Origin of the sequence: Mycolicibacterium llatzerense, assembly GCF_000878195.1 — a bacterium.
Taxonomy (GTDB): Bacteria; Actinomycetota; Actinomycetes; order Mycobacteriales; family Mycobacteriaceae; genus Mycobacterium; species Mycobacterium llatzerense.
On sequence record NZ_JXST01000001.1, the window covers coordinates 94,419 to 113,249 of the forward strand.

General features: G+C 65.9%; 19 protein-coding genes. 16 read left to right on the top strand and 3 right to left on the bottom strand.

All coding sequences use genetic code 11. The features are described 5' to 3' along the window. Positions 1 to 39: 39 nt before the first annotated feature. Complete coding sequence (locus TL10_RS00490; protein ID WP_043983968.1) at positions 40 to 837, bottom strand: SDR family NAD(P)-dependent oxidoreductase; 798 nt, start codon at positions 835 to 837, stop codon at positions 40 to 42. A 184-nt stretch (positions 838 to 1,021) separates the two neighbouring features. On the opposite strand from TL10_RS00490, the gene TL10_RS00495 reads away from it, so the two are divergent. Genes TL10_RS00495 through TL10_RS00505 form a run of 3 tightly spaced genes read left to right on the top strand, consistent with a single transcriptional unit; the run spans position 1,022 to position 5,237 of the window. Continuing rightward, positions 1,022 to 1,882 carry an SDR family oxidoreductase gene (locus tag TL10_RS00495; RefSeq protein WP_043984129.1) on the top strand — a complete coding sequence of 287 codons (861 nt, stop codon included), beginning with the start codon at positions 1,022 to 1,024 and terminating at the stop codon, positions 1,880 to 1,882. Between the two features lie 20 nt (positions 1,883 to 1,902). After that, positions 1,903 to 3,513: a class I adenylate-forming enzyme family protein gene (locus TL10_RS00500; RefSeq protein WP_043984130.1), complete on the top strand. Its 1,611-nt coding sequence runs from the start codon at positions 1,903 to 1,905 to the stop codon at positions 3,511 to 3,513. Then, positions 3,510 to 5,237 (top strand): class I adenylate-forming enzyme family protein, encoded by a 1,728-nt coding sequence (locus tag TL10_RS00505; protein WP_043983969.1) that lies wholly within the window; start codon positions 3,510 to 3,512, stop codon positions 5,235 to 5,237. Before TL10_RS00500 ends, TL10_RS00505 begins: the two co-directional genes overlap by 4 nt. On the opposite strand, the gene TL10_RS00510 is transcribed toward TL10_RS00505, so the two are convergent. Then, entirely contained in the window at positions 5,234 to 6,256 is a 1,023-nt protein-coding gene (locus tag TL10_RS00510) for an MBL fold metallo-hydrolase (protein ID WP_043983971.1), read from the bottom strand. The genes TL10_RS00505 and TL10_RS00510 overlap by 4 nt on opposite strands. Positions 6,257 to 6,337: 81 nt before the next feature. Between TL10_RS00510 and TL10_RS00515 the strand changes: the two genes are divergently transcribed. After that, the gene (locus tag TL10_RS00515) at positions 6,338 to 7,207 is read left to right on the top strand and encodes an HpcH/HpaI aldolase/citrate lyase family protein (RefSeq protein WP_043983972.1); all 870 of its coding nucleotides are present in this window, start codon (positions 6,338 to 6,340) and stop codon (positions 7,205 to 7,207) included. Continuing rightward, positions 7,204 to 8,418 carry an enoyl-CoA hydratase-related protein gene (locus tag TL10_RS00520; RefSeq protein ID WP_192830159.1) on the top strand — a complete coding sequence of 405 codons (1,215 nt, stop codon included), beginning with the start codon at positions 7,204 to 7,206 and terminating at the stop codon, positions 8,416 to 8,418. The genes TL10_RS00515 and TL10_RS00520 overlap by 4 nt, the downstream gene beginning before the upstream one ends. Position 8,419: 1 nt before the next feature. On the opposite strand, the gene TL10_RS00525 is transcribed toward TL10_RS00520, so the two are convergent. Further along, positions 8,420 to 9,100 carry a TetR/AcrR family transcriptional regulator gene (locus TL10_RS00525; protein WP_043983974.1) on the bottom strand — a complete coding sequence of 227 codons (681 nt, stop codon included), beginning with the start codon at positions 9,098 to 9,100 and terminating at the stop codon, positions 8,420 to 8,422. Between the two features lie 153 nt (positions 9,101 to 9,253). On the opposite strand from TL10_RS00525, the gene TL10_RS00530 reads away from it, so the two are divergent. The 11 genes from TL10_RS00530 to TL10_RS00580 are packed head-to-tail and all read left to right on the top strand — an operon-like array spanning position 9,254 to position 18,794. Next, on the top strand, positions 9,254 to 9,712 hold the full coding sequence (locus tag TL10_RS00530; protein WP_413784705.1) for a MaoC family dehydratase: 459 nt from the start codon (positions 9,254 to 9,256) through the stop codon (positions 9,710 to 9,712). After that, positions 9,709 to 10,449, top strand: a complete 741-nt coding sequence (locus tag TL10_RS00535; RefSeq protein ID WP_043983975.1) for an enoyl-CoA hydratase/isomerase family protein — start codon at positions 9,709 to 9,711, stop codon at positions 10,447 to 10,449. Before TL10_RS00530 ends, TL10_RS00535 begins: the two co-directional genes overlap by 4 nt. Further along, positions 10,442 to 11,236 carry an enoyl-CoA hydratase/isomerase family protein gene (locus tag TL10_RS00540; RefSeq protein ID WP_043390690.1) on the top strand — a complete coding sequence of 265 codons (795 nt, stop codon included), beginning with the start codon at positions 10,442 to 10,444 and terminating at the stop codon, positions 11,234 to 11,236. Before TL10_RS00535 ends, TL10_RS00540 begins: the two co-directional genes overlap by 8 nt. Position 11,237: 1 nt before the next feature. Then, positions 11,238 to 12,011 (top strand): enoyl-CoA hydratase/isomerase family protein, encoded by a 774-nt coding sequence (locus TL10_RS00545; protein ID WP_043983977.1) that lies wholly within the window; start codon positions 11,238 to 11,240, stop codon positions 12,009 to 12,011. Positions 12,012 to 12,020: 9 nt separating this feature from the next. After that, a complete protein-coding gene (locus TL10_RS00550; protein ID WP_043983978.1) occupies positions 12,021 to 13,262 on the top strand; it encodes an aromatic ring-hydroxylating oxygenase subunit alpha in 1,242 nt (413 codons plus the stop codon). Beyond that, positions 13,262 to 13,747: an aromatic-ring-hydroxylating dioxygenase subunit beta gene (locus tag TL10_RS00555; RefSeq protein WP_110788917.1), complete on the top strand. Its 486-nt coding sequence runs from the start codon at positions 13,262 to 13,264 to the stop codon at positions 13,745 to 13,747. Before TL10_RS00550 ends, TL10_RS00555 begins: the two co-directional genes overlap by 1 nt. Next, positions 13,747 to 13,959 (top strand): hypothetical protein, encoded by a 213-nt coding sequence (locus tag TL10_RS00560; RefSeq protein ID WP_043983981.1) that lies wholly within the window; start codon positions 13,747 to 13,749, stop codon positions 13,957 to 13,959. Before TL10_RS00555 ends, TL10_RS00560 begins: the two co-directional genes overlap by 1 nt. Beyond that, positions 13,956 to 15,137, top strand: coding sequence for an acetyl-CoA hydrolase/transferase family protein (locus TL10_RS00565; protein WP_043983982.1), 1,182 nt, complete (start codon positions 13,956 to 13,958; stop codon positions 15,135 to 15,137). The genes TL10_RS00560 and TL10_RS00565 overlap by 4 nt, the downstream gene beginning before the upstream one ends. Beyond that, positions 15,134 to 16,330 (top strand): acetyl-CoA C-acetyltransferase, encoded by a 1,197-nt coding sequence (locus tag TL10_RS00570; protein ID WP_043983983.1) that lies wholly within the window; start codon positions 15,134 to 15,136, stop codon positions 16,328 to 16,330. The genes TL10_RS00565 and TL10_RS00570 overlap by 4 nt, the downstream gene beginning before the upstream one ends. Further along, a complete protein-coding gene (locus TL10_RS00575) occupies positions 16,327 to 17,604 on the top strand; it encodes an OB-fold domain-containing protein (RefSeq protein WP_043983984.1) in 1,278 nt (425 codons plus the stop codon). The genes TL10_RS00570 and TL10_RS00575 overlap by 4 nt, the downstream gene beginning before the upstream one ends. Continuing rightward, the gene (locus TL10_RS00580) at positions 17,601 to 18,794 is read left to right on the top strand and encodes an acetyl-CoA acetyltransferase (RefSeq protein WP_043983985.1); all 1,194 of its coding nucleotides are present in this window, start codon (positions 17,601 to 17,603) and stop codon (positions 18,792 to 18,794) included. Before TL10_RS00575 ends, TL10_RS00580 begins: the two co-directional genes overlap by 4 nt. Positions 18,795 to 18,831 lie beyond the last annotated feature (37 nt).

Here is an 18,831-nt window from a genome sequence, read left to right on the forward strand (position 1 = left end):
GCACTCCTTGTTGAGGTGGCAGAGGTCAGCGCTGTGTGGTCAGGGCATCGTGTAGCCGCCGCTGACCGAGATCAGCTGCCCGGTCACCTGTCGTGCGGCGAAAGGTGACGAGAACCATGCCACCGCGCGGCCGACGTCCTCGGCCGTCGTCAAGCGGCGCATCGGGGTGTCTTTGAGCATGAACTCGATCTGCTTGGGGTTGAAAACGTCGTCCTGCCCGACCGCCCACAGACTCGAGGCGCCGATGGCCTCGGGTCCGTCGGGCATGACGAGCCCGGGGCAGACGACATTCGAGCGGATCCCGTGCCGCCCGTGTTCACGTGCGGTGGTACGGGCCAACGCCACCATGGCGGCCTTTGACGCGCCATAAACGCCTTGCCGAATCTGTCCGAAAGCGGCATCGCTGGCGATGAAGACGATCGAGCCGCAGCCGGCGTCCCGCATCGGACCGATCGCAGCCTGGGTGGCGGCCAGCGCGCTGAAGAAGTTGATCTCCATCGTGCGTTGCCATTTCACGCGGTCGGTGTCGGTGGCCACGAAGCCGGGGACACTCCACCCCGCATTGTTGACCAGGACGTCCACGCCACCCCAGGCATCGACGGCGCGGCCGACGGCCGACTCGGCGCTACCGGGCACGGTGAGATCGGCTATGACCACTTCGACCTCCGCGGCGCCGAGCGCGAGCGCCTCGGCGCGAACGCGCTCGGCCTGCGCCGCGTCGATGTCGTTCAGCACGATCCGGGCGCCCTCTGCGGCGAAGACATGCACGATGCCCCGACCGATGTTGGAGGCCCCGCCAGTGATGACGACGCGGGCGTTCGCCAGTCCCAGGTCCACGACGATCCTTTCCGACCACGGCGTTCGCTCCGCGGATTTAATTTAGAATAGAAATTCGGATTAGATTTGTCTACTAGCAAATCTGGTCGATCGCCTACGCGCGGCGCACGAGGTCGACCTTGACGCTCCAACACTTTTGAATCTAGATTCAATAGTGAGTTCAATGGACCAGAGGGAGCAAGTCGTGGCAGGAGTGCAGGACAGGGTCATCGTCGTGACGGGCGCGGGAGGCGGGCTGGGGCGTTCGTATGCCCGATTCCTCGCTGCGCACGGCGCACTGGTCGTCGTCAACGACCTTGGGGGAGCGCGGGACGGTTCTGGCGCCGGGACTTCGATGGCCGACTCGGTTGTCGACGAGATTCGCACTGCGGGTGGGCGGGCCGTCGCGAACTATTCGTCGGTGGCCGATCCGGACGGAGCGGCCGAGATCATCCACACCGCCTTGTCGGAGTTCGGTGCTGTTCACGGCGTCATCAGCAATGCCGGCATTCTGCGCGACGGTGCCTTCCACAAGATGACGCAGGACAACTGGGACGCCGTCGTGCAGGTCCATCTCTACGGCGGCTACCACGTCATCCGGGCTGCCTGGCCGCACCTGCGCGAACAGAATTACGGACGTGTGGTGGTGGCGACGTCGACCAGCGGTCTGTACGGCAACTTTGGTCAGGCGAACTACGGGGCGGCCAAAGCCGGACTGGTCGGACTGATCAACACCCTGGCAATCGAGGGTCGAAAGTACGGCATCACCGCGAATGCCGTTGCGCCGCTGGCGGCCACCCGGATGACCGCCGACATCGGGTCCGCAGAATTGCTCGACAAGCTCGACCCGGAGCTCGTTGCCCCGGCGGTCGGGTACTTGGCATCTGCGGAAAACACCGACACTGGTTCGGTTTTCGTCGTCGGCGGTGGGCTCGTGCAGCGAGTGGCGCAGTTTCAAAATGCCGGTGTCAGTTTCACCTCGGCGCCGGACCTCGCGACGATCACGGACCGGTGGTCGGAGATCAACGATATGTCCGGGGCGACCCTCGGCAGCAATCCGGTGTGAGCGGCGGCTCGGTGGCAGACATGACACTGACGGAGTCCTACTGGCCGGCCGATCACAGTGTGCCACTTGTCGATTTCACCGTGAGTGCGCTACTGGCTGATCGTGCTGCGCAGTACCCGGACCGCGAAGCGCTCGTAGCCGTGCGGCACGGTACCGAGAATCTGGCCCGGCTGACCTATCGCGAATTGTTCGATGAGGCGTGCCGGGTGGCCACGGGTCTGCGACGTATCGCGCAGCCCGGCGACTACGTGGCCCTGTGGGCGCCCAACGTCCTGGAATGGACAACCATCCAATACGGTGCCGCGTTGGCCGGCGTGGTGCTCGTCGCACTCAATCCGGTCCTGCCGGCCGCTGACCTCGAGTACGCGTTACGCCATTGCGGCGCAGTCGTATTGCTGCACGCCGACACCAGTCGCGGCTACGCCATGGCGGAAGTCGCAGAGGAGGTGTGCGGCAGAATTTCGGGGCTGCGCCGAATATCGTTGTCGGACAGCGCCGTCTGGCGACCCGATGACATCGACCATGACGTCATCGCACGTGCCCCGGTTGATCCGGACCGCCCCGTCATGCTGCAGTACACATCGGGCACCACAGGGCGGCCGAAGGGCGTTGTGCTCACTCATCACGCGCTGGTGAATGTGGCGAAGTTGACGATGGAGGCTGCTGGAATCGGCACGGCCGCCGTATGTGTGAACCCGTTGCCGTTGTTTCATACCGCCGGATGCGTGATCGCGACGCTCGGGCCGCTGTGGATGGGTGGCACCGCGGTCGTCTGCGAACGATTCGTCGCGCATGCGGTCCTGGACACACTGCGCGCCGAGGAAGCCTCGGTGCTGTTCTACGTGCCGACCATACTGAGCGCGCTGCTGGCTGCGCAGGAGGCCAGTCGGCAACGACCGCCACCATTGCGTGTGATCATGGGCGGTGCCGCGATGGTATCCCCGCACTTGATCGACAGCGCCACAGCAGTTTTCGGTGCCGGCGTGTTCAATCTCTACGGGCAGACCGAGCTGGCCCCCGTGCTGACAATGACCCGGCCGACCGACACCCGGGACGAGCGGCTGTCCACGGTCGGTCGGCCGTTGCCTCAGGTCGACTGCAAGATTGTCGATCCGGAGACCGGAGGCACCGCACCCGTCGGCCAGATCGGGGAGATCTGCGCTCGGGGCTATCAGCAGTTCGTCGAGTATCTGCACGACCCCGATGCCACCGCGCATGCGCTCGACCCGGACAACTTTGTCCGCACCGGCGACCTCGGCACCATGGATTCGCGCGGGTTCGTGTCTGTCACGGGCCGTCTGAAGGAATTGATCATTCGCGGCGGCGAGAACATCGCTCCGGCGGAGATCGAACATGCCGTCGCTGCCCACGACGACGTGAGTGAGGCCGTCGCGGTGGGCGTCCCCGACGAGCGGCTCGGCGAGATCGTCGCCGTGGTGTGTCGGTTGACCAACCCCGCTCACATCGGTCTCCGAACCGATCTGGTCGATCATGCGCGCGAACGCCTGCCCGCATACAAACTGCCGGCCCGCTGGTTCGTCGTCGACACCTACCCGACCACGGCGACCGGCAAGGTGCAACGCCACGCGCTGACAGCGGCGATCAGGCGCGGTGAACTCCACGAACTATGAGCGATACCAAGGCGATAGCGGCCCGGCGCGACGAACTGCTCGCGCGCTTTCCCGTATGGCGTGAGCGCACACTGGATGGCTGGCTCGATGACTGCGCTGCCCGGTATGCCTCGCGCCCGTTTGTGCTGTCCGATGATGATTGCCTGACCTATGAGCACGTCGCCGTCGAATCGCGGCGGTTGGCGGCGGGTCTGATGGCACTCGGAGTGCGACCGGGCGACCGAGTTGGCCTGGTCATGGCCAACTATCCGGAATTCGTGACGGTGAAATTTGCGATCGCCCGGGTCGGGGCCATCGCGGTGCCGTTCAACTACCTGTACCGCCGCGACGAATTGGCCTTCGTGCTTGGGGATTCCGGGTGCCGGGTGTTGGTCACCATGACCGGTTTCGGGGAACTGGACTACCAATCGATGTTGGACGACATCGTTCCCGGCTGGGATCACGACGATTTTGCGGGTCGCGCCGATTCGTCCGACTCGCTCGCCGCGCTGCGTCATGTCGTCGTCCTCGAAACCGACCGTCCGCGCCGAGCGGGCGTGCGGTCGGTGGCGGACCTCGCCGAGCTGGGCGCGGACACGGCGGATCGTGTGCTCTCCCAGAGCGATCCGCGCGCACCTGGCGACATCCTCTACACCTCGGGAACGACGGGGTCGCCCAAGGGTGTGGTCACCTCACACGACGGTGTGCTGCGTACGGCATTCGCATCTGCGCTGACACGTGCATATGAGGATGGCCGGCGAATCCTGTTCTCGTTGCCGTGTTATCACATGTTCGGTTACGTCGAGGGTCTGCTATCGGTGATGTTCGTGGGTGGAGCCGCGGTCTTGCAGCCGAGGTTCAGTGCCGAAGGCTACTTCCGAGGCATTCAGCATCACCGCGCCACCGATATTCTCTGTGTGCCGACGATGGCAGTGGCCATGGTGGAGAGTCCGGCTCGGTCGAGCTTCGATCTCTCCTCGCTGTCTGCGATCCTGTGCGGTTCGGCGCCTGCGCCGATCTGGTTGTGGCAGCAGATCGAACGTGATTTCGGTGTGAGTGAGATCGTCACCGGCTACGGGATGACCGAATGCGGCGGTGCCATGACTCTCACGTTGCCTGAGGACGCACTGTCGTTGACCTCGGAGACGGTCGGTCGTCCGAAACTGGCCGGCGCCGCCGGTGTCGCGGGCGCCGACGCGTTGGTCACCTACCGGGTGGTGGACCCCACCACCGGTGCCGATGTCGAGGCCGGCGTCGAAGGGGAACTGTTGTCGAGCGGGCCGTCCACCATGCTCGGATACTGGAACCGTGCCGCCGAAACGTCGGCAGCGCTCCGCCTGGGCTGGTTGTGGTCGGGTGACCTCGGCTGCCGGCGCGCAGATGGCTACCTGCAGGTCACCGGCCGAAGTAAAGACATGTACAAGAGCGGCGGAGAATTGGTGATGCCCAAGGAGATTGAAGATCTCCTCGCTGGTCACCCCGACATCAGCCAGGTCTTCGCGATCGGATTGACCGACGATCGCTGGGGCGAGATCGGTTGTGTAGTTGTGGTTCCGGTACCGGGCGGAGTCATCACCGAGCAGGAGATCGTGGCGATCTGTCGCGCCAACCTCGCCCGTTTCAAAGTGCCGAAACGCGTGGTGTTCTACCGTACGGACCAGCTGCCGACGACCCTGACCGGCAAGGTGCAGAAATTCCGCCTCGTGCAGGAGTTGCGTTCCGGCGGTGCCGCGTTCACTGACTAGGCGACGGCGAACACGGTGACACCCGCTTCGGCCCGACTGGACAGCAGGTGTTGTGTGACAAGCAGATCCAGATGAGCGGCGACCTCGAGCACAGCCGTCATCTGATGCACGACGTCGAGTTCGTCGAGTGTGCGTTGGTGCCGGGTCCAGCGCATCTGCGTCGCAACGTCGAATGCTGTGGACGGGCCTGCGGCCACGAATTCGGCGACGCGCTCCAGCCGTTCGCGGTGATGATCGAGCAGTTCTTGAGCGCGATCGCCGGTGCGCCGGTCCGCTGGGCCGTGCGCCGGCAGCATCCGGGACTGCGGCAATTGGAGGAACAATCGCAGCGAGGACAGGTAGGACCGCAGGGGCAATGCCTCGGGCGCTCGTTCGAAAGCTATCGAGGGTGTGATCCGGGGCAGCAGATGGTCGCCGGTGAACACCATCTGGTGGTCGACGTCATCGAAGACCATGTGTCCGCGGGTGTGGCCCGGAGTGAACCGTGCGACGACCGACGCACCGCCACAGTCGATCACATCACCATCCATCAACCACCGGTCCGGCGGCGTGAACGCGATACCGCGTTCGTACGGTTCCCACGCCAGCTCTTCGACGGCACGTGCGAGGTGGGGTGCTCCGCTGGTCCTGAGCATCCCGACCTGCGTCGGATGAACGCCGGGCAGCGCCGAGAAGGCTTCGATGCTGTGCCGCTCTTCGTATCCCAGCATCAATTCCGCGTCGTAGGTGCCGCTCCACCGCAGGGCGAGCGAATAGTGGTCCCAATGTTGGTGGGTCACCAGGATTTGTCTGACGTCGGACGGCCCGGCATCGATCCGGCGGAGAGCATCGATCAATACGGCTTCGGAATGCGCGTAATCCCAACCGGGGTCGATGAGGGTGACACCGTCGCCACCGAGAATGAGGTACGCGTTGACCGACGTGAGGTCGGGCAGCGGCAACGGCAGCGGCACCCGGACCACGTGATCGGCGATCAATTCGTGCGGGGACCCGACACCTGAGGTACTTAGGGCAGGCATCTCGGCGTCCTCCGGGTGGTTTCATGGGCAACAAATTTAATTTAACACAGATTTGAAAATGGTGTTAGGCTGCGCGTCACGATGGAACGACGCATTGAGAACCTCGATTGCGCACGCAGTGTGCTGTTCGTGCCGGGCGATCGTCCCGACCGATTCACCAAAGCCGCCGCATGCGGGGCCGATCTCGTCGTGCTCGACCTCGAGGACGCGGTGGCGCCGGACGCGAAGAGTACTGCTCGTGACGCGGTGGATCGATGGCTCGGTACCGGACGGCAGGCCGTCGTCCGGATCAACGGGACCGGCACCCCGTGGTTTGACGACGACGTCGCCATGGCGGCGGCGCACCAGTGCGCCGTCATGTTGCCGAAAACCTCCAGCGCCGAACATGTCTCGACGGTCGCGCGCCTGCTGCCCAGCCGAATCCCGCTGATTGCTCTCATCGAGACGGCGTTGGGCGTCCTGGCGGCCGGGGAGATCTGTGCAGCCAATCGGATCGCCGCCGTGGCTTTCGGGAGTATCGATCTCAGCGCGGAACTCGGCATTCGTCCCGGCGATCGACAGGCACTGCTTCATGCGCGCAGCTCTGTCGTACTCGCGGCCGCTGCCGCGCGGCGGCCCGCACCATGGGACGGGGTGACCACTGCCGTGCACGACGACGAGGCGGTCCGCGCCGACGCGGCCCACGCCGGGCAATTGGGGTTCGGAGGCAAGCTCTGCATCCACCCCCGGCAGGTGGCGATCGTCAACGCTGAGTTCCAGCCCTCGTCGGCGGAACAGGCCTGGGCGCACCGCGTCCTGGACGCTGCGGCGGTCGGCGGAGGAGCGGCATGCGTCGTCGATGGCTGCATGGTCGACAAGCCCGTGATCGACAGGGCTGTCCGGCTCTTGGCGCGGGTCCGCAACGACGAACCGCTGCCGTCGGGCGGCCAATTGGAAGGAAAACTGCATTGACCGGGACTGACTCCACATTGACCGCCAATGCCGATGCCGCGCAACGGTTGTACGAGGCATTGCGCGGGGGCGACCGAGACACGCTCGCAGTTCTGTTGCATCCGGGGTTTGTCGGCCACACCACAGCGGGCCTGCCGCTGGACCTCGGTGGCGAGCACTCGGGGCCTGACGAGATGCAACGGGACTTCTGGTGGCGGATCGGGCGTCACTACGTGGCAGAGGCGCATCCCGATGAGATGCGCCGCCTGGATGACGGACGACTGTTTGTGCGGGGCCGGTACCGCGGCCATGGCCGCGCGTCGGGTAACCGGCTGGAGGCCGAGTTCGTTCACGTCCTGACGTTCGCCGCAGATGGCACGATCGTGCGGTTGGATCAGCTCACCGACAGCGCTTCCTGGATTGCCGCGTTGGAAGCGGCCGCCGAGCCATCGGTGATCGACTACGCCGTACGCGACGGCGTCGCGACAATGTGCCTCAACCGGCCCGAGGCGCGCAACGCCATCGACATGCGGATGGGTGAGGAGACCCTTCGGGTCGCCCAGCAGATCGCCGAAGATTCCGCCGTGCGGGCCGTGCTCATCTGCGGCAACGGACCTGCGCTGACCGTCGGTGGCGATATCGACTATTTCGTGAGCACACCCCCCGATCGATTCGGTTCGTTGTTCGCGCGCATGACCAGCCCGTTTCACGAAGCGTTCCGGATACTGAGCCGAATCGACGCGCCGATCGTGACCGCCGCACACGGCGCCGTCGCCGGCGGCGGCCTCGGTTACGTATATGCCGCCGATCTCGTCGTCGCCGCCGAAGGCACGAAGTTCGTGACCGGATTTGCCGACCTCGGCCTTTCCGGCGACGGCGGTGGCACGTGGCATCTACCGCGTCTGATCGGTGCGCGGCGAGCTGCCGAGGTGTACCTGCGCAACACCCCGATCACCGCGGCCGACGCATTGCGCTGGGGGATGGTCAATGCGGTGGTTCCCGCAGACGAACTACGCTCGCGCGCAACACAACTAGCTTCAGAGCTGGCGTCTGGACCCACGCGTGCCTTTGGGCGCATGCGGGCGTTGCTGCGTGAGACCTGGAGCCGTGACCTGTCCGAGCAGCTACTGGCAGAGACTGAGTCGATGCGAGTGTTGGGCGGAAGCGCCGATGCCGGCGACGCCATCACCGCGTTCGTCGCGAAGCGAAAGCCGCGCTTCACCGGCCGATGAGTTACTTGGCGCGTTTGTGACGCGGCGATACGTCCTCGTCGGCGCCGGGTTCGGCGATCGCGTTGCGGACGAATGTCGTCGCGTTGCGGACGACCGAGTCCACGGACCCGCGGCGGGGTGTCCACCATTCGGCCGCCCAGTTGAGCGATCCGATGATCAGGAGCTGTGCGACGGTCAGATCGAGGTCGTCGCGCAGCTGGCCCTCTGCATGGGCCGCTCTGAGGAGCTTGCGCCATATGGCGGAGTAGGTGGCTTCCTCCGCCAGCTGCCGGGCCCGCAGGTGCTCGGGGACCTGGCCGCTGTTGCGGATCGACGCGGTGGCGTAGTCGGACAGCTCGAGTTCGTGGCGCAGGTGTGTCTCGACGGCAACGAGAATCCGGTCTAACGGCGCAGTTTCGGAGGGCAGCTCGTCGAGGACCGTCTGCAGGTGCCGTGCCATGTCGGCGATGCCGCTCCACATCACCTCTTCGATCAGATCTTCGCGCGAGGGGAAGTAGTAATAGATCGCCGGCGCCTGAAGTTCCGCGTGCTCGGCAACGTCGGTGAGGCGCGTGCCCGCATAACCCTTGGTACTCAGTACGTGCGCTGCGGCATCGAGGATGCGCCGACGGGTGCGCGCTGACTTGGAGTCCGCGTCACTGCCGTCTTCGGACGCCAGAGCTTGGGCCGATTTTCTAGCCATCGTTCAACTATATGGGGAACGGCGGGCAAACGTTCCTCAGGGCACGCGGACGGTTGCTCCTGCCGGTGTCCAACGCCTGCCGGTGCCCCGAAGCGTCATTGACCAACTCCCAAGTTTGAATCTATATTCAAAAGTGAGAGAGGTACGGAGGTGATGTGCGTGAAGGTTTTTCGGAGCATCGAGGAATTCGCGGCAGCGGAGGGTACGTCGTTGGGTCCCACCGATTGGCTGACGATCGATCAGGAGCGCGTGAACAAGTTCGCCGATGCGACAGGCGATCATCAGTGGATTCACGTCGATCCGGAGCGGGCCGCGCAGGGACCATTCGGCACCGCGATCGCCCATGGTCTACTGACCCTGTCGCTGACGCCGGTGCTGGTTCACGATCTCTACACCGTTGAAGGTGTGCAGATGGCGGTGAACTACGGCTACAACAAGGTGCGCTTCGTCTCGCCGGTGCCGGTCGGTTCGAAGATCCGGGCTGCTGCCGTGGTCGGACCGGTGACCGTCGTGCCCGGCGGTGTCCAGGGGCAGCTGACGACGACCATCGAGATCGAAGGCTCTGACAAACCGGCGTGTGTCCTCGAATCCATTGCGCGGTACTACGCGTGACGAAGCCGGTGTTGCTCGAGGTATCCGGCAAGGTGGCCACCGTCACCTTGAACCGGCCCGAGCAGCGGAACGCCATCACCGTCGCCCTCGGGGCTGCGTTGGAAGACGCGTTGCACGAGGCCGCTGCCCTCGCTGACGTTGTCGTGGTGCGCGGCGCCGGCGGGAACTTCTGCGCAGGAGGGGATTTCCATGAGTTGGGACGTCTGCGCGCGCTCGGCCGCGCTGCGATGGCCGAGCTCTTCGACAACTTCCGGCGTGCCTGCGCGATCATCGAAACGCTGCCCGTACCGGTGATCTGCGCGGTCGAAGGTTTCGCGACCGCCGGAGGCTTCGAACTCATCCAGGCAGCCGACATCGTGCTCCTGCACGAAAATGCCGTGCTTGCCGACATCCACGCGAAGTTCGGTCAGATTCCGGGTGGCGGTGGCACGCAGCGACTGCCGCGACTGGTCGGCCGGCAACGAGCGCTCGCCCACATTCTCACCGCCGACAGCCTGACGGCCGCCCAAGCACTCGACTGGGGACTGGCGTACCGCGTGTTCGCGAGTGACGAATTCGACTCGGCCGTAACAGCCTTTGCCGAGCGGCTGGCGACCAGGGACCGCACTGCGCTCGCGCGCAGCAAGGCCCTGATCTACCAGGGGTTGCGGCAACCCCTCGATGAGGGGTTGGCATTGGAGCGCGAGGCGGTGCTGGACCACGTCGCGGTGACCGGAACAGGGGTAGGGCGTGGCTGAGCAATTGGTGCTTCTCGACGTCGCGGACGACGGCGTCGCGCGGTTGCGGCTGAACCGGCCCGAGGCTGCCAACGGCATGAATGTGCCTTTCCTGCAGGCGCTGCACGCCGTGATCATGCAATGCCACGGCAATCCCGCCATCCGCGCCGTCGTCATCACCGGCGAAGGCAAGAACTTCTGCGCCGGCGGCGACGTTCGAACATTCGCTTCCAAGGGTGAGGCGCTGCCGGATTACCTGCGCGAGGCCACCGCATGGCTGCAGCTGGCCGTCGATGCACTGCTCCAGCTGCAGGTACCGGTAATCGCCGGAGTACACGGATTCGCCGCGGGCGGTGGCGGATTCGGGCTGGTCTGCGCATCGGATTTCGTCATCGCCACCGAGTCCGCGAAGTTCATGTCGGGTGCGGTCCGTGTCGGGATGGCGCCCGACGCCGGTGTATCGGTGACCCTCACTCAACTTGTCGGGCTCCGCAAGGCCATGGAGATCGTGCTCACCAATCCGACACTGTCAGCACAGCAGGCCCTCGACATCGGCCTGCTCACCAAGGTCGTGCCCGACGACCAGCTCGGTGATGAATTGACTTCCTTTGCGGCACAATTCACCGAGATGGCGCCCAAGGCTGTGGGGGCGACCAAGCGGCTGATGTGGGGCGGCGTGGGCGCCGGCGTGGTGCAGCGACTGGGCGAGGAGGCTCGCACCGTGGCCGAGCTGTCCGGCACAGCCGACTCACGTGAAGGGCTGGCTGCCGTCATCGAGCGGCGGCCGCCTCGGTTCACCGGGAAATGACATGGACGACGTTGTAACGACCGCTGATCACGGGCACACCCGGGTCATCACGCTGAATCGGCCCGACCGGCGGAATGCGATCGACATACCACTGCGCGTGGCGCTGGCAGATCGACTCGAAGATGCCATGGCCGACAACAATATTCGGGCTGTGGTGCTGACGGGTGCGGGCGCGAGCTTCTGTGCCGGCGGTGACATTTCGACCATGCGGCGGATGCCGGAGGCCGAGAGCCGGCCGCGTGCCGAAGCCGCGGCACGGGTGGTGCGGGCCATCTGGACCGGTGGCACGCCGGTCGTCGCCGCGGTGGAAGGTGCCGCGTTCGGCGCCGGTGTCTCGCTGGCGCTGGCCTGCGACCGAGTGGTCGCCGCCGAGGACGCGGTGTTCTCGACAGCCTTCACAGGTGTCGGCCTGGCCGGCGACATGGGCATATTCGCATCACTGCCTGCGCGGGTCGGTCCGGCAAAGGCGCGGCAGCTGATGCTGTTGCCGCAGAAGCTGTCTGGTGCGGAAGCCTTTGAGCTCGGCCTCGTCGATGCGCTCGTGCCGTCGGGTTCGACGCTGACATCGGCACTTGCTGACGCCGAGCGGATCTCGGCACTCGCGCCGCTTGCGGTCCGCGAGATCAAAGGGGCATTGACCCGTTGGCCCGGTGCGCCGCTGGCGATGCTCGACCACGAGGTCGACGTGGCAGTTCGCCTGTTCGACACCGAGGACTTCGACGAAGGCGTCGCCGCTTTCCATGACCGTCGTCCGCCCCGATTCCGGGGCTGCTGAGGAGAAGCCATGACCACCGCTGTCGACTATTCACGGCTCATCGAGCCGACTCGCGTGCACGGCTCGCTGTACACCGACCCCGCCATCTTCGCCGAAGAGCTGGAGCGCATCTGGTACGGCGGCTGGGTGTTCGTCGGCCACGAGAGCGAAATCGCGCAGCCGAATGACTACGTGCGCAAGCAGATCGGCCCGCAGGACATCATCATGACCCGGAGCCGTGCCGGCGACGTCCACCTGCTGGTGAACCGCTGCGCCCACCGCGGCAACCTGGTGTGCGACGACGCGAGCGGCAACTCGGGATCGTTCCGTTGCCCGTATCACGGCTGGACGTACCGCAATGACGGTGCGCTGGTCGGCTACCCGTTCAAGAAGGGCTACGGCGACGAGAAGCTGGACCTGGGCCTCGGACGCCTGCCGAAAGTCGACAGCTACCACGGCTTCGTGTTCGGCAGTTTCAACCCCGACGTACCGCCGCTGCTAGAGCACCTCGGCGCCGCTGCCGGTGAGATGGACCGGCTGGCGCGCCTGTCGCCTGCAGGCCAGGTGCGGCTCGACGCCGGCTGGCTCAAGCACAAGACCCGCGCCAACTGGAAGCTGCTGGCGGAGAACGAGACCGACGGCTACCACCCGCAGTTCGTGCACGGCTCGATCTTCTCGGTGACCGGCAGCACCATCGGCCCGCTCTACAGCGACAAGTCCACCGCCGTCACACGTGCGCTCGGAAACGGGCACAGCGAGAACGACCTCCGGCCGGAATTCCGCAAGTTCGCCGAACCGATGCGATGGTTCGGCACGACGGCCGAACGGGTCCCTGACTACGTGGCCAGGATGCGAGCAGTTCACGGCGACGCGGCCGAGCAGATCCTCATCGAGGGTGGCCCGCACGTGATGGTGTTCCCGAACCTCTTCATCGCCGAGATTCAGGTGTTCAACATCCAGCCGTTGTCCGCCGGTGAGTGCATCCAATACTCGACCGCCGTTCAGCTGGAGGGGGCGCCAGAGCTCAACAAGCGCATGCTCTCGCAGTCCATCGGATCGGTTGGACCGGCCGGAATGCTGCTCGCAGACGACACCGAGATGTACGAGCGCAACCAGGCCGGCGTCGCGCAACTGCTGCCCGAATGGCTCGACATCCGCCGGGGCACCGTCCGGGAGCGCCAGGACGAGAACGGCTTTCAGATCGGTGGCGCCACGGATGAGACGGCCATGCGCGCCTTCTGGGCGCACTACAAGACGCTGATGGAGCCATGATGACGACGTCGACCGGAGTAGACCTGCGCGAGCTCGAGCAGTTCATCTACCGCGAGGCCCGCTTTGCGGACGAGCACGAATACGACGCGTGGGAGGCCTTGTGGACCGACGACGCGCTGTATTGGGTGCCTGCCGCGGGATCGCTTGCCGACCCGGAGCACCACGTGTCGGTCATCTACGACAACCGCCGTCGGATCTCGACGCGGTTGCAGCAGTTGCGCACCGGCAAGCGGTACGCGCAAGCGCCGGCATCGAACCTGCGCCGGATCATCTCCAACATCGAAATCCTGGAGGCGGAGGGTGACGAGTCGACCGTCGGCGCGAACTTCGTGCTCTACGAATCGAAGTCACGCGGCATCGAGACCTGGGCCGGCCGGGTCACCTACGTGCTGCGACGTGTCGACGGCGAGCTGAAGTTGGCCCGGAAAACGGTGCTGCTGGTGAATTACGACGAGGCGTTGCCGACTCTGGGATTCCTGATCTGATGGATGCCGGCGACGTCGTCCACAACGAGTTCGCCCAGGTCGCGGTGCGAGTCGACCGCGTCGGGAACAGTCCCCGGCTGTCGTTGACCGACCTCAAGACCGGGCGCGTGCGTTTCCTCGACGCACTTGAACTCGAGACCATCGTGTGGCTGCCGGACGGGCACATGCAGAAATTGCTCGACCCGTCCGCAGACCGATGGAAAGAAGGATGATCGACCTCAGCGCACACATTCGTCCAGGCGACACGGTCGTCTGGGGGCAGGCTTGTGCGGAGCCCCTGACCCTCACCGAGGCGCTGACGGCGCAGCGTGAGTCCCTCGGCGGCATAACGGCTTTCCTGGGTATCCAATTTGCCGGCACTGCGAAGCCCGAGCACGCCGATCACATCCGGTTCGTCAGCTATTGCGGGACCGGAGCGAACCGCGCGTTGGCGCAGGTGGGCGTGCTCGACATCTATCCGGGCCACTACTCGACGCTGCCTTGGCTGGTGTCACACGGACCGCTGCGAGCGGACGTGGTGCTCGTGCAGGTATCGCCGCCCGACGTGGACGGCAATCACAGCCTGGGCCTGGCGCATGACTATCTCACCGCCGCAATCGATGTCGCGCGAGTGGTGATCGCCGAGGTGAACGACCAGGTTCCTTTCGTCGCCGGCTCGCGCTATCTGACCGCCGCTGACATCGATGTGCTGGTGGAGAGCTCGCGGCCGCCGGTGGAGGCGCCGGCGGGTCGTGTGGACGCGACCACGATACGGATCGCCGAGCTGGCCGCCGGTTTGGTCGAGGACGGCGCGACCTTGCAGCTGGGCATCGGCGCCGTCCCCGAATTGATGTTGGGCGAACTGAAAGACAGGCGCGACCTGAGGTTTCATTCGGGGCAGCTCAGTGACGGCGCTGCCGGTCTCATCGAGGTCGGGGCGGCCGGCGGTGGGGTCGCGGCGTTTCTCATCGGTACCCGCCGCCTGTTCGAGTTCGCGCATTGCAATCCGGCGATCGCGTTGCGCCCGGCGTCCTACACCCATGACCCCGATGTGCTTGCGGCACAGGAAAAATTCGTGGCCGTCAACTCAGCGGTCGAGGTCGATGTGACCGGTCAGGTCAATGCCGAGATCGCCGGCGGGACGTACGTCGGTGCGGTCGGCGGCGCGGCAGACTTTCTGCGTGCTGCGGCGCGGTCATCGGGCGGACTGCCCATCGTCGCGCTACCCGCGAGCCGGATCGTCGCGGCGTTGTCCGGGCCGGTGTCGACAGCGCGGGCGGACGCCGGAATCTTCGTCACCGAATACGGCATCGCGGATCTACGCGGGCAGCCATTGGCGCAGCGGTGCCGCCGCATGATCGAGATCGCACATCCCGAACACCGAGAAGCCTTGTTGGAAGGAACATCATGAGACGCGCGGCGATCGTGAACCCACTGCGTACCCCGGTCGGCACGTTCGGCGGAGCGCTGCGTTCTGTGCCCGCCGAGCGGTTGGCGTCCACGATCCTGAAAGCCGTTGTGGAGACGTCGGGTATCGATCCGGCGCGGATCGACGACGTGGCAATGGCCCAGTCGTACGCCAATTCCGAAGCGCCGTGCATCGGCCGGTGGGCAGCACTGGATGCCGGTCTGCCGGTGGAATTGCCCGGTTTTCAGACCGACCGCCGGTGTGGCGGCGGATTGCAGGCAGTCGTCACCGCCGCGATGATGGTGCAGACCGGAGCTGCCGACGTCGTCCTCGCCGGCGGCGTCGAGAGCATGAGCAACATCGAGTACTACACCCAATCGACACGGTGGGGTTCGCGGTCGGGCAACGCCACGCTCTACGACCGCTTGGATCGGGGACGGGAACGCTCGCAGCCGGACTGGCGGTTCGGAGCGATCAGCGGAATGATCGAAACCGCCGAGAACCTCGCGACCGAGTACAGCATCTCTCGATCTGCCGCCGACGAGTTCGCCGCGCTTAGTCACCAACGGGCCGCTGCCGCATGGGAATCCGGACGGTTCGACGACGAGGTGGTGCCGGTCGAGGTGCCGCAGCGGAAGGGTGATCCGATCGTCTTCGCGAAAGACGAAGGCATCCGCCCTGATGCCACCGGCGATTCGTTGGCGAGACTTCGCCCGATCACGCCCGGGGGCACCGTGACTGCCGGCAACTCCAGCCAGCAGAACGATGCTGCCGCAGCGTGTCTGGTGGTCGCCGAGGACCGGCTCGACGAGCTTGGTCTGGAGCCGCTCGCCTTCCTGCGTGGCTGGGCCGCGGCTGGCTGTGAACCGCGGGTGATGGGTATCGGACCGGTGCCGGCGGTGGCAAAACTCTTTGCCCGCACCGGGTTGTCGTTCGACGACATGGATCTGGTCGAGCTGAACGAGGCGTTCGCCGTTCAGGTGCTGGCAGTGATGAAGGGCTGGGGATTCGACGATCTCGGCCGGCTCAACGTCAACGGCTCCGGCATCTCACTCGGACACCCCATCGGCGCGACCGGCGTGCGGATCCTGACGACGCTGTCGCACGAACTGCGCCGCCGCGGAGGCAAATACGCCCTGGAGGCGATGTGCATCGGCGGCGGGCAGGGTATGGCGGCGATCGTCGAGGCGCCATGACCGGAATCGTCTCGTACGCCACGTATCTGCCGGCGCACCGGTTGCGGGGCAGACGGGTCGTCGCATCGTTCGATGAGGACAGCACGACGCTGGGTGTCGCCGCCGCGCAGGCCGCTCTCAGCAACCGGCCCGCCGGCGCCCTGTATTTCTCGTCCACCACGCCCGCGTACGCGGACAAGGCGAACGCCACTGCCATCCACGCCGCGCTCGGCCTGTCGCCTGGCGAGTTTGCGGTCGACATGGTGGGGTCGGCGCGCAGCGCCGTCGCGGCATTCCGGGCTGCGTCCGCGTCAGGCGGTATGGCGGTGCTGTCCGATGTCCGGGTCGGGCGTGCTGGCTCCTCCGACGAGAAGGACGGCGCCGACGCCGCGGCGGCCTTCCTGTTCGGCGACACTGACACGATCGCCGACATCATCGGATATGCCGGCGCGACAGCAGAATTCCTCGACCGCTGGCGCGTACCCGGCGGCAAGGGCGCGCAGTGGGAGGAACGCTTCGGTTTCGAGGAGTATCTGCCGCTGATCGAAACGGTGCGCTCCCAGATCGGGATCGACCACCCGGATCACGTGGTCGTGGTGTCACCGAACATCGCGGTCCGGAAATGGGCTGCGCGTACGTTCACGACGTCGCCCGTAGGCCACGCAGGCGCGGCTGATCTGGGCATCGCACTGGCGAACGTGCTGGACGTCGCGCAACCCGACGAGACGATCCTGGTGATCTCGGCGGCGGACGGGGCCGACGCCATCGCCCTGCGCGTCACCGCGCAGGTCCGGCGTCAGGCGGTCTCTGTGGCCGAGCAGCTTGCGGCCGGTGCCGACGTCGACTACCTGACGTACCTGACGTGGCGCGGACTGCTCGAGCAGGAGCCGCCGCGGCGACCGGAACCCGACCGGGTCGCAGCGCCGCCGTCTGCTCGCGAGCGCGACTGGAAGTTCGGTTTCACCGCAAGCTGCTGCACGGCTTGCTCGTTCGTTCATCTACCGCCGGTGCGGGTCTGCAAGAGGTGCGGCGTCGTCGATCAGATGACGCGGCGGCCGCTGCGTGCGGAGGCCGGGACCGTCGCGACCTTCACGGTGGACCGGCTTGCCTACTCGCTTGCGCCGCCCGTCGTCGGCGCAGTCGTCGACTTCGACGGCGGCGGCCGCTACACCCTCGAGCTCGCAGACGGTGGAGCCGACCGCATCGCTGTCGGCTCACGCGTTGGATTGACGTTCCGCTGTCTGCACAGCGCGGGCGGTGTCCACAACTACTTCTGGAAGGCGAAACTCCTGTGAGTAGCAACGGCATCCGCGACAAGGTCGCTGTGGTGGGCATGGGATGCACCCGATTCGGCGAACGGTTCGGTGCGTCTGCCGAAGACCTCATCATCGAGGCGATCGATGAGTGCTTCACGGCCAACCCGAAGCTGGATCGGGCCGGCGTCGGCGCGTACTGGCTGGGCACGCTGGCCACCGGCCAGAGTGGGCTCACTGTCAGCAAGGCGCTGGCCTTGGACTACACCCCGGTGACGCGGGTCGAAAACTATTGCGCCAGTGGATCCGACTCCTTCCGCAACGCCTGCTTCGCCGTCGCGTCCGGTGCATACGACATGGTGGTGGCCGTGGGGGTCGAGAAGCTGAAAGACTCGGGCTATTCGGGACTGCTGCGGGGTGATCCGCCGGGCGACGGTACCGCTTCGGAGCTTTCGCTCACCGCGCCGGCGGCCTTCTCGTTGCTCGACCCGGCCTACTGCGCCCGCTACGGTGTCGACCCCGCCGCGATGCGCGATGCGATGACGCACGTGGCCTGGAAGAACCACCGCAACGGGGCGCGAAACCCGAAGGCGCAGTTCCGTTCAGAGGTCTCCAAGGAGAAGATCGCGAACGCGCCCATCGTCGCCGGACGGCTGGGTGTGTTCGACTGCTCGGGAGTGTCCGACGGCGCGGCGTGCGCCGTCATCGTTCCCGCGGAACGCGCAGCCGAGTACACCGACCAGCCCATGTACGTGAAAGGTGTTGCGCTGGCGGCCGGGCCGGGCCGGGGAGCGGTGGACCCCGGTTACGACTTCACCACCTTCCCCGAAGTCGTCCGCTCGGCACGCGACGTGTATGCGCAGGCCGGGATCGAGAACCCGCGTGCGGACATCTCTTTCGCCGAGGTGCATGACTGCTTCACTCCGACGGAGTTGGTGCTGATGGAGGATCTGGGGTTCGTCGACCGGGGCGATGCCTGGCGGGCCAGCCTCGCTGGTGAGTTCGATGCCGACGGGCGGTTGCCGGTCAATGTCGACGGCGGCCTCAAGTCGTTCGGTCATCCGGTCGGCGCCAGCGGGCTGCGCATGCTCTATGAATGCTGGCTGCAATTCCGTGGTGAGGCCGGCGATAGGCAACTGGCCGAGCCTCGAATGGCATTGACGCACAATCTCGGTGGGCGGCCGGGAGCGTGCGTATCGCTCGTCGCGGTAGTGGGTAACGAACTGGGCTGACACTGTCGCCGCGGCGGCAGCGTTGACCCCCATAGGT

What these genes read in the sequence shown, in the direction of transcription:
- TL10_RS00500 (WP_043984130.1), top strand. Translation starts at nt 1,903, where the DNA reads ATGACACTGACGGAGTCCTACTGGCCGGCCGATCACAGTGTGCCACTT.
- TL10_RS00505 (WP_043983969.1), top strand. Translation starts at nt 3,510, where the DNA reads ATGAGCGATACCAAGGCGATAGCGGCCCGGCGCGACGAACTGCTCGCG.
- TL10_RS00510 (WP_043983971.1), bottom strand. Translation starts at nt 6,256, where the DNA reads ATGCCTGCCCTAAGTACCTCAGGTGTCGGGTCCCCGCACGAATTGATC.
- TL10_RS00515 (WP_043983972.1), top strand. Translation starts at nt 6,338, where the DNA reads ATGGAACGACGCATTGAGAACCTCGATTGCGCACGCAGTGTGCTGTTC.
- TL10_RS00525 (WP_043983974.1), bottom strand. Translation starts at nt 9,100, where the DNA reads ATGGCTAGAAAATCGGCCCAAGCTCTGGCGTCCGAAGACGGCAGTGAC.
- TL10_RS00530 (WP_413784705.1), top strand. Translation starts at nt 9,254, where the DNA reads ATGTGCGTGAAGGTTTTTCGGAGCATCGAGGAATTCGCGGCAGCGGAG.
- TL10_RS00545 (WP_043983977.1), top strand. Translation starts at nt 11,238, where the DNA reads ATGGACGACGTTGTAACGACCGCTGATCACGGGCACACCCGGGTCATC.
- TL10_RS00550 (WP_043983978.1), top strand. Translation starts at nt 12,021, where the DNA reads ATGACCACCGCTGTCGACTATTCACGGCTCATCGAGCCGACTCGCGTG.
- TL10_RS00555 (WP_110788917.1), top strand. Translation starts at nt 13,262, where the DNA reads ATGACGACGTCGACCGGAGTAGACCTGCGCGAGCTCGAGCAGTTCATC.
- TL10_RS00560 (WP_043983981.1), top strand. Translation starts at nt 13,747, where the DNA reads ATGGATGCCGGCGACGTCGTCCACAACGAGTTCGCCCAGGTCGCGGTG.
- TL10_RS00565 (WP_043983982.1), top strand. Translation starts at nt 13,956, where the DNA reads ATGATCGACCTCAGCGCACACATTCGTCCAGGCGACACGGTCGTCTGG.
- TL10_RS00570 (WP_043983983.1), top strand. Translation starts at nt 15,134, where the DNA reads ATGAGACGCGCGGCGATCGTGAACCCACTGCGTACCCCGGTCGGCACG.
- TL10_RS00575 (WP_043983984.1), top strand. Translation starts at nt 16,327, where the DNA reads ATGACCGGAATCGTCTCGTACGCCACGTATCTGCCGGCGCACCGGTTG.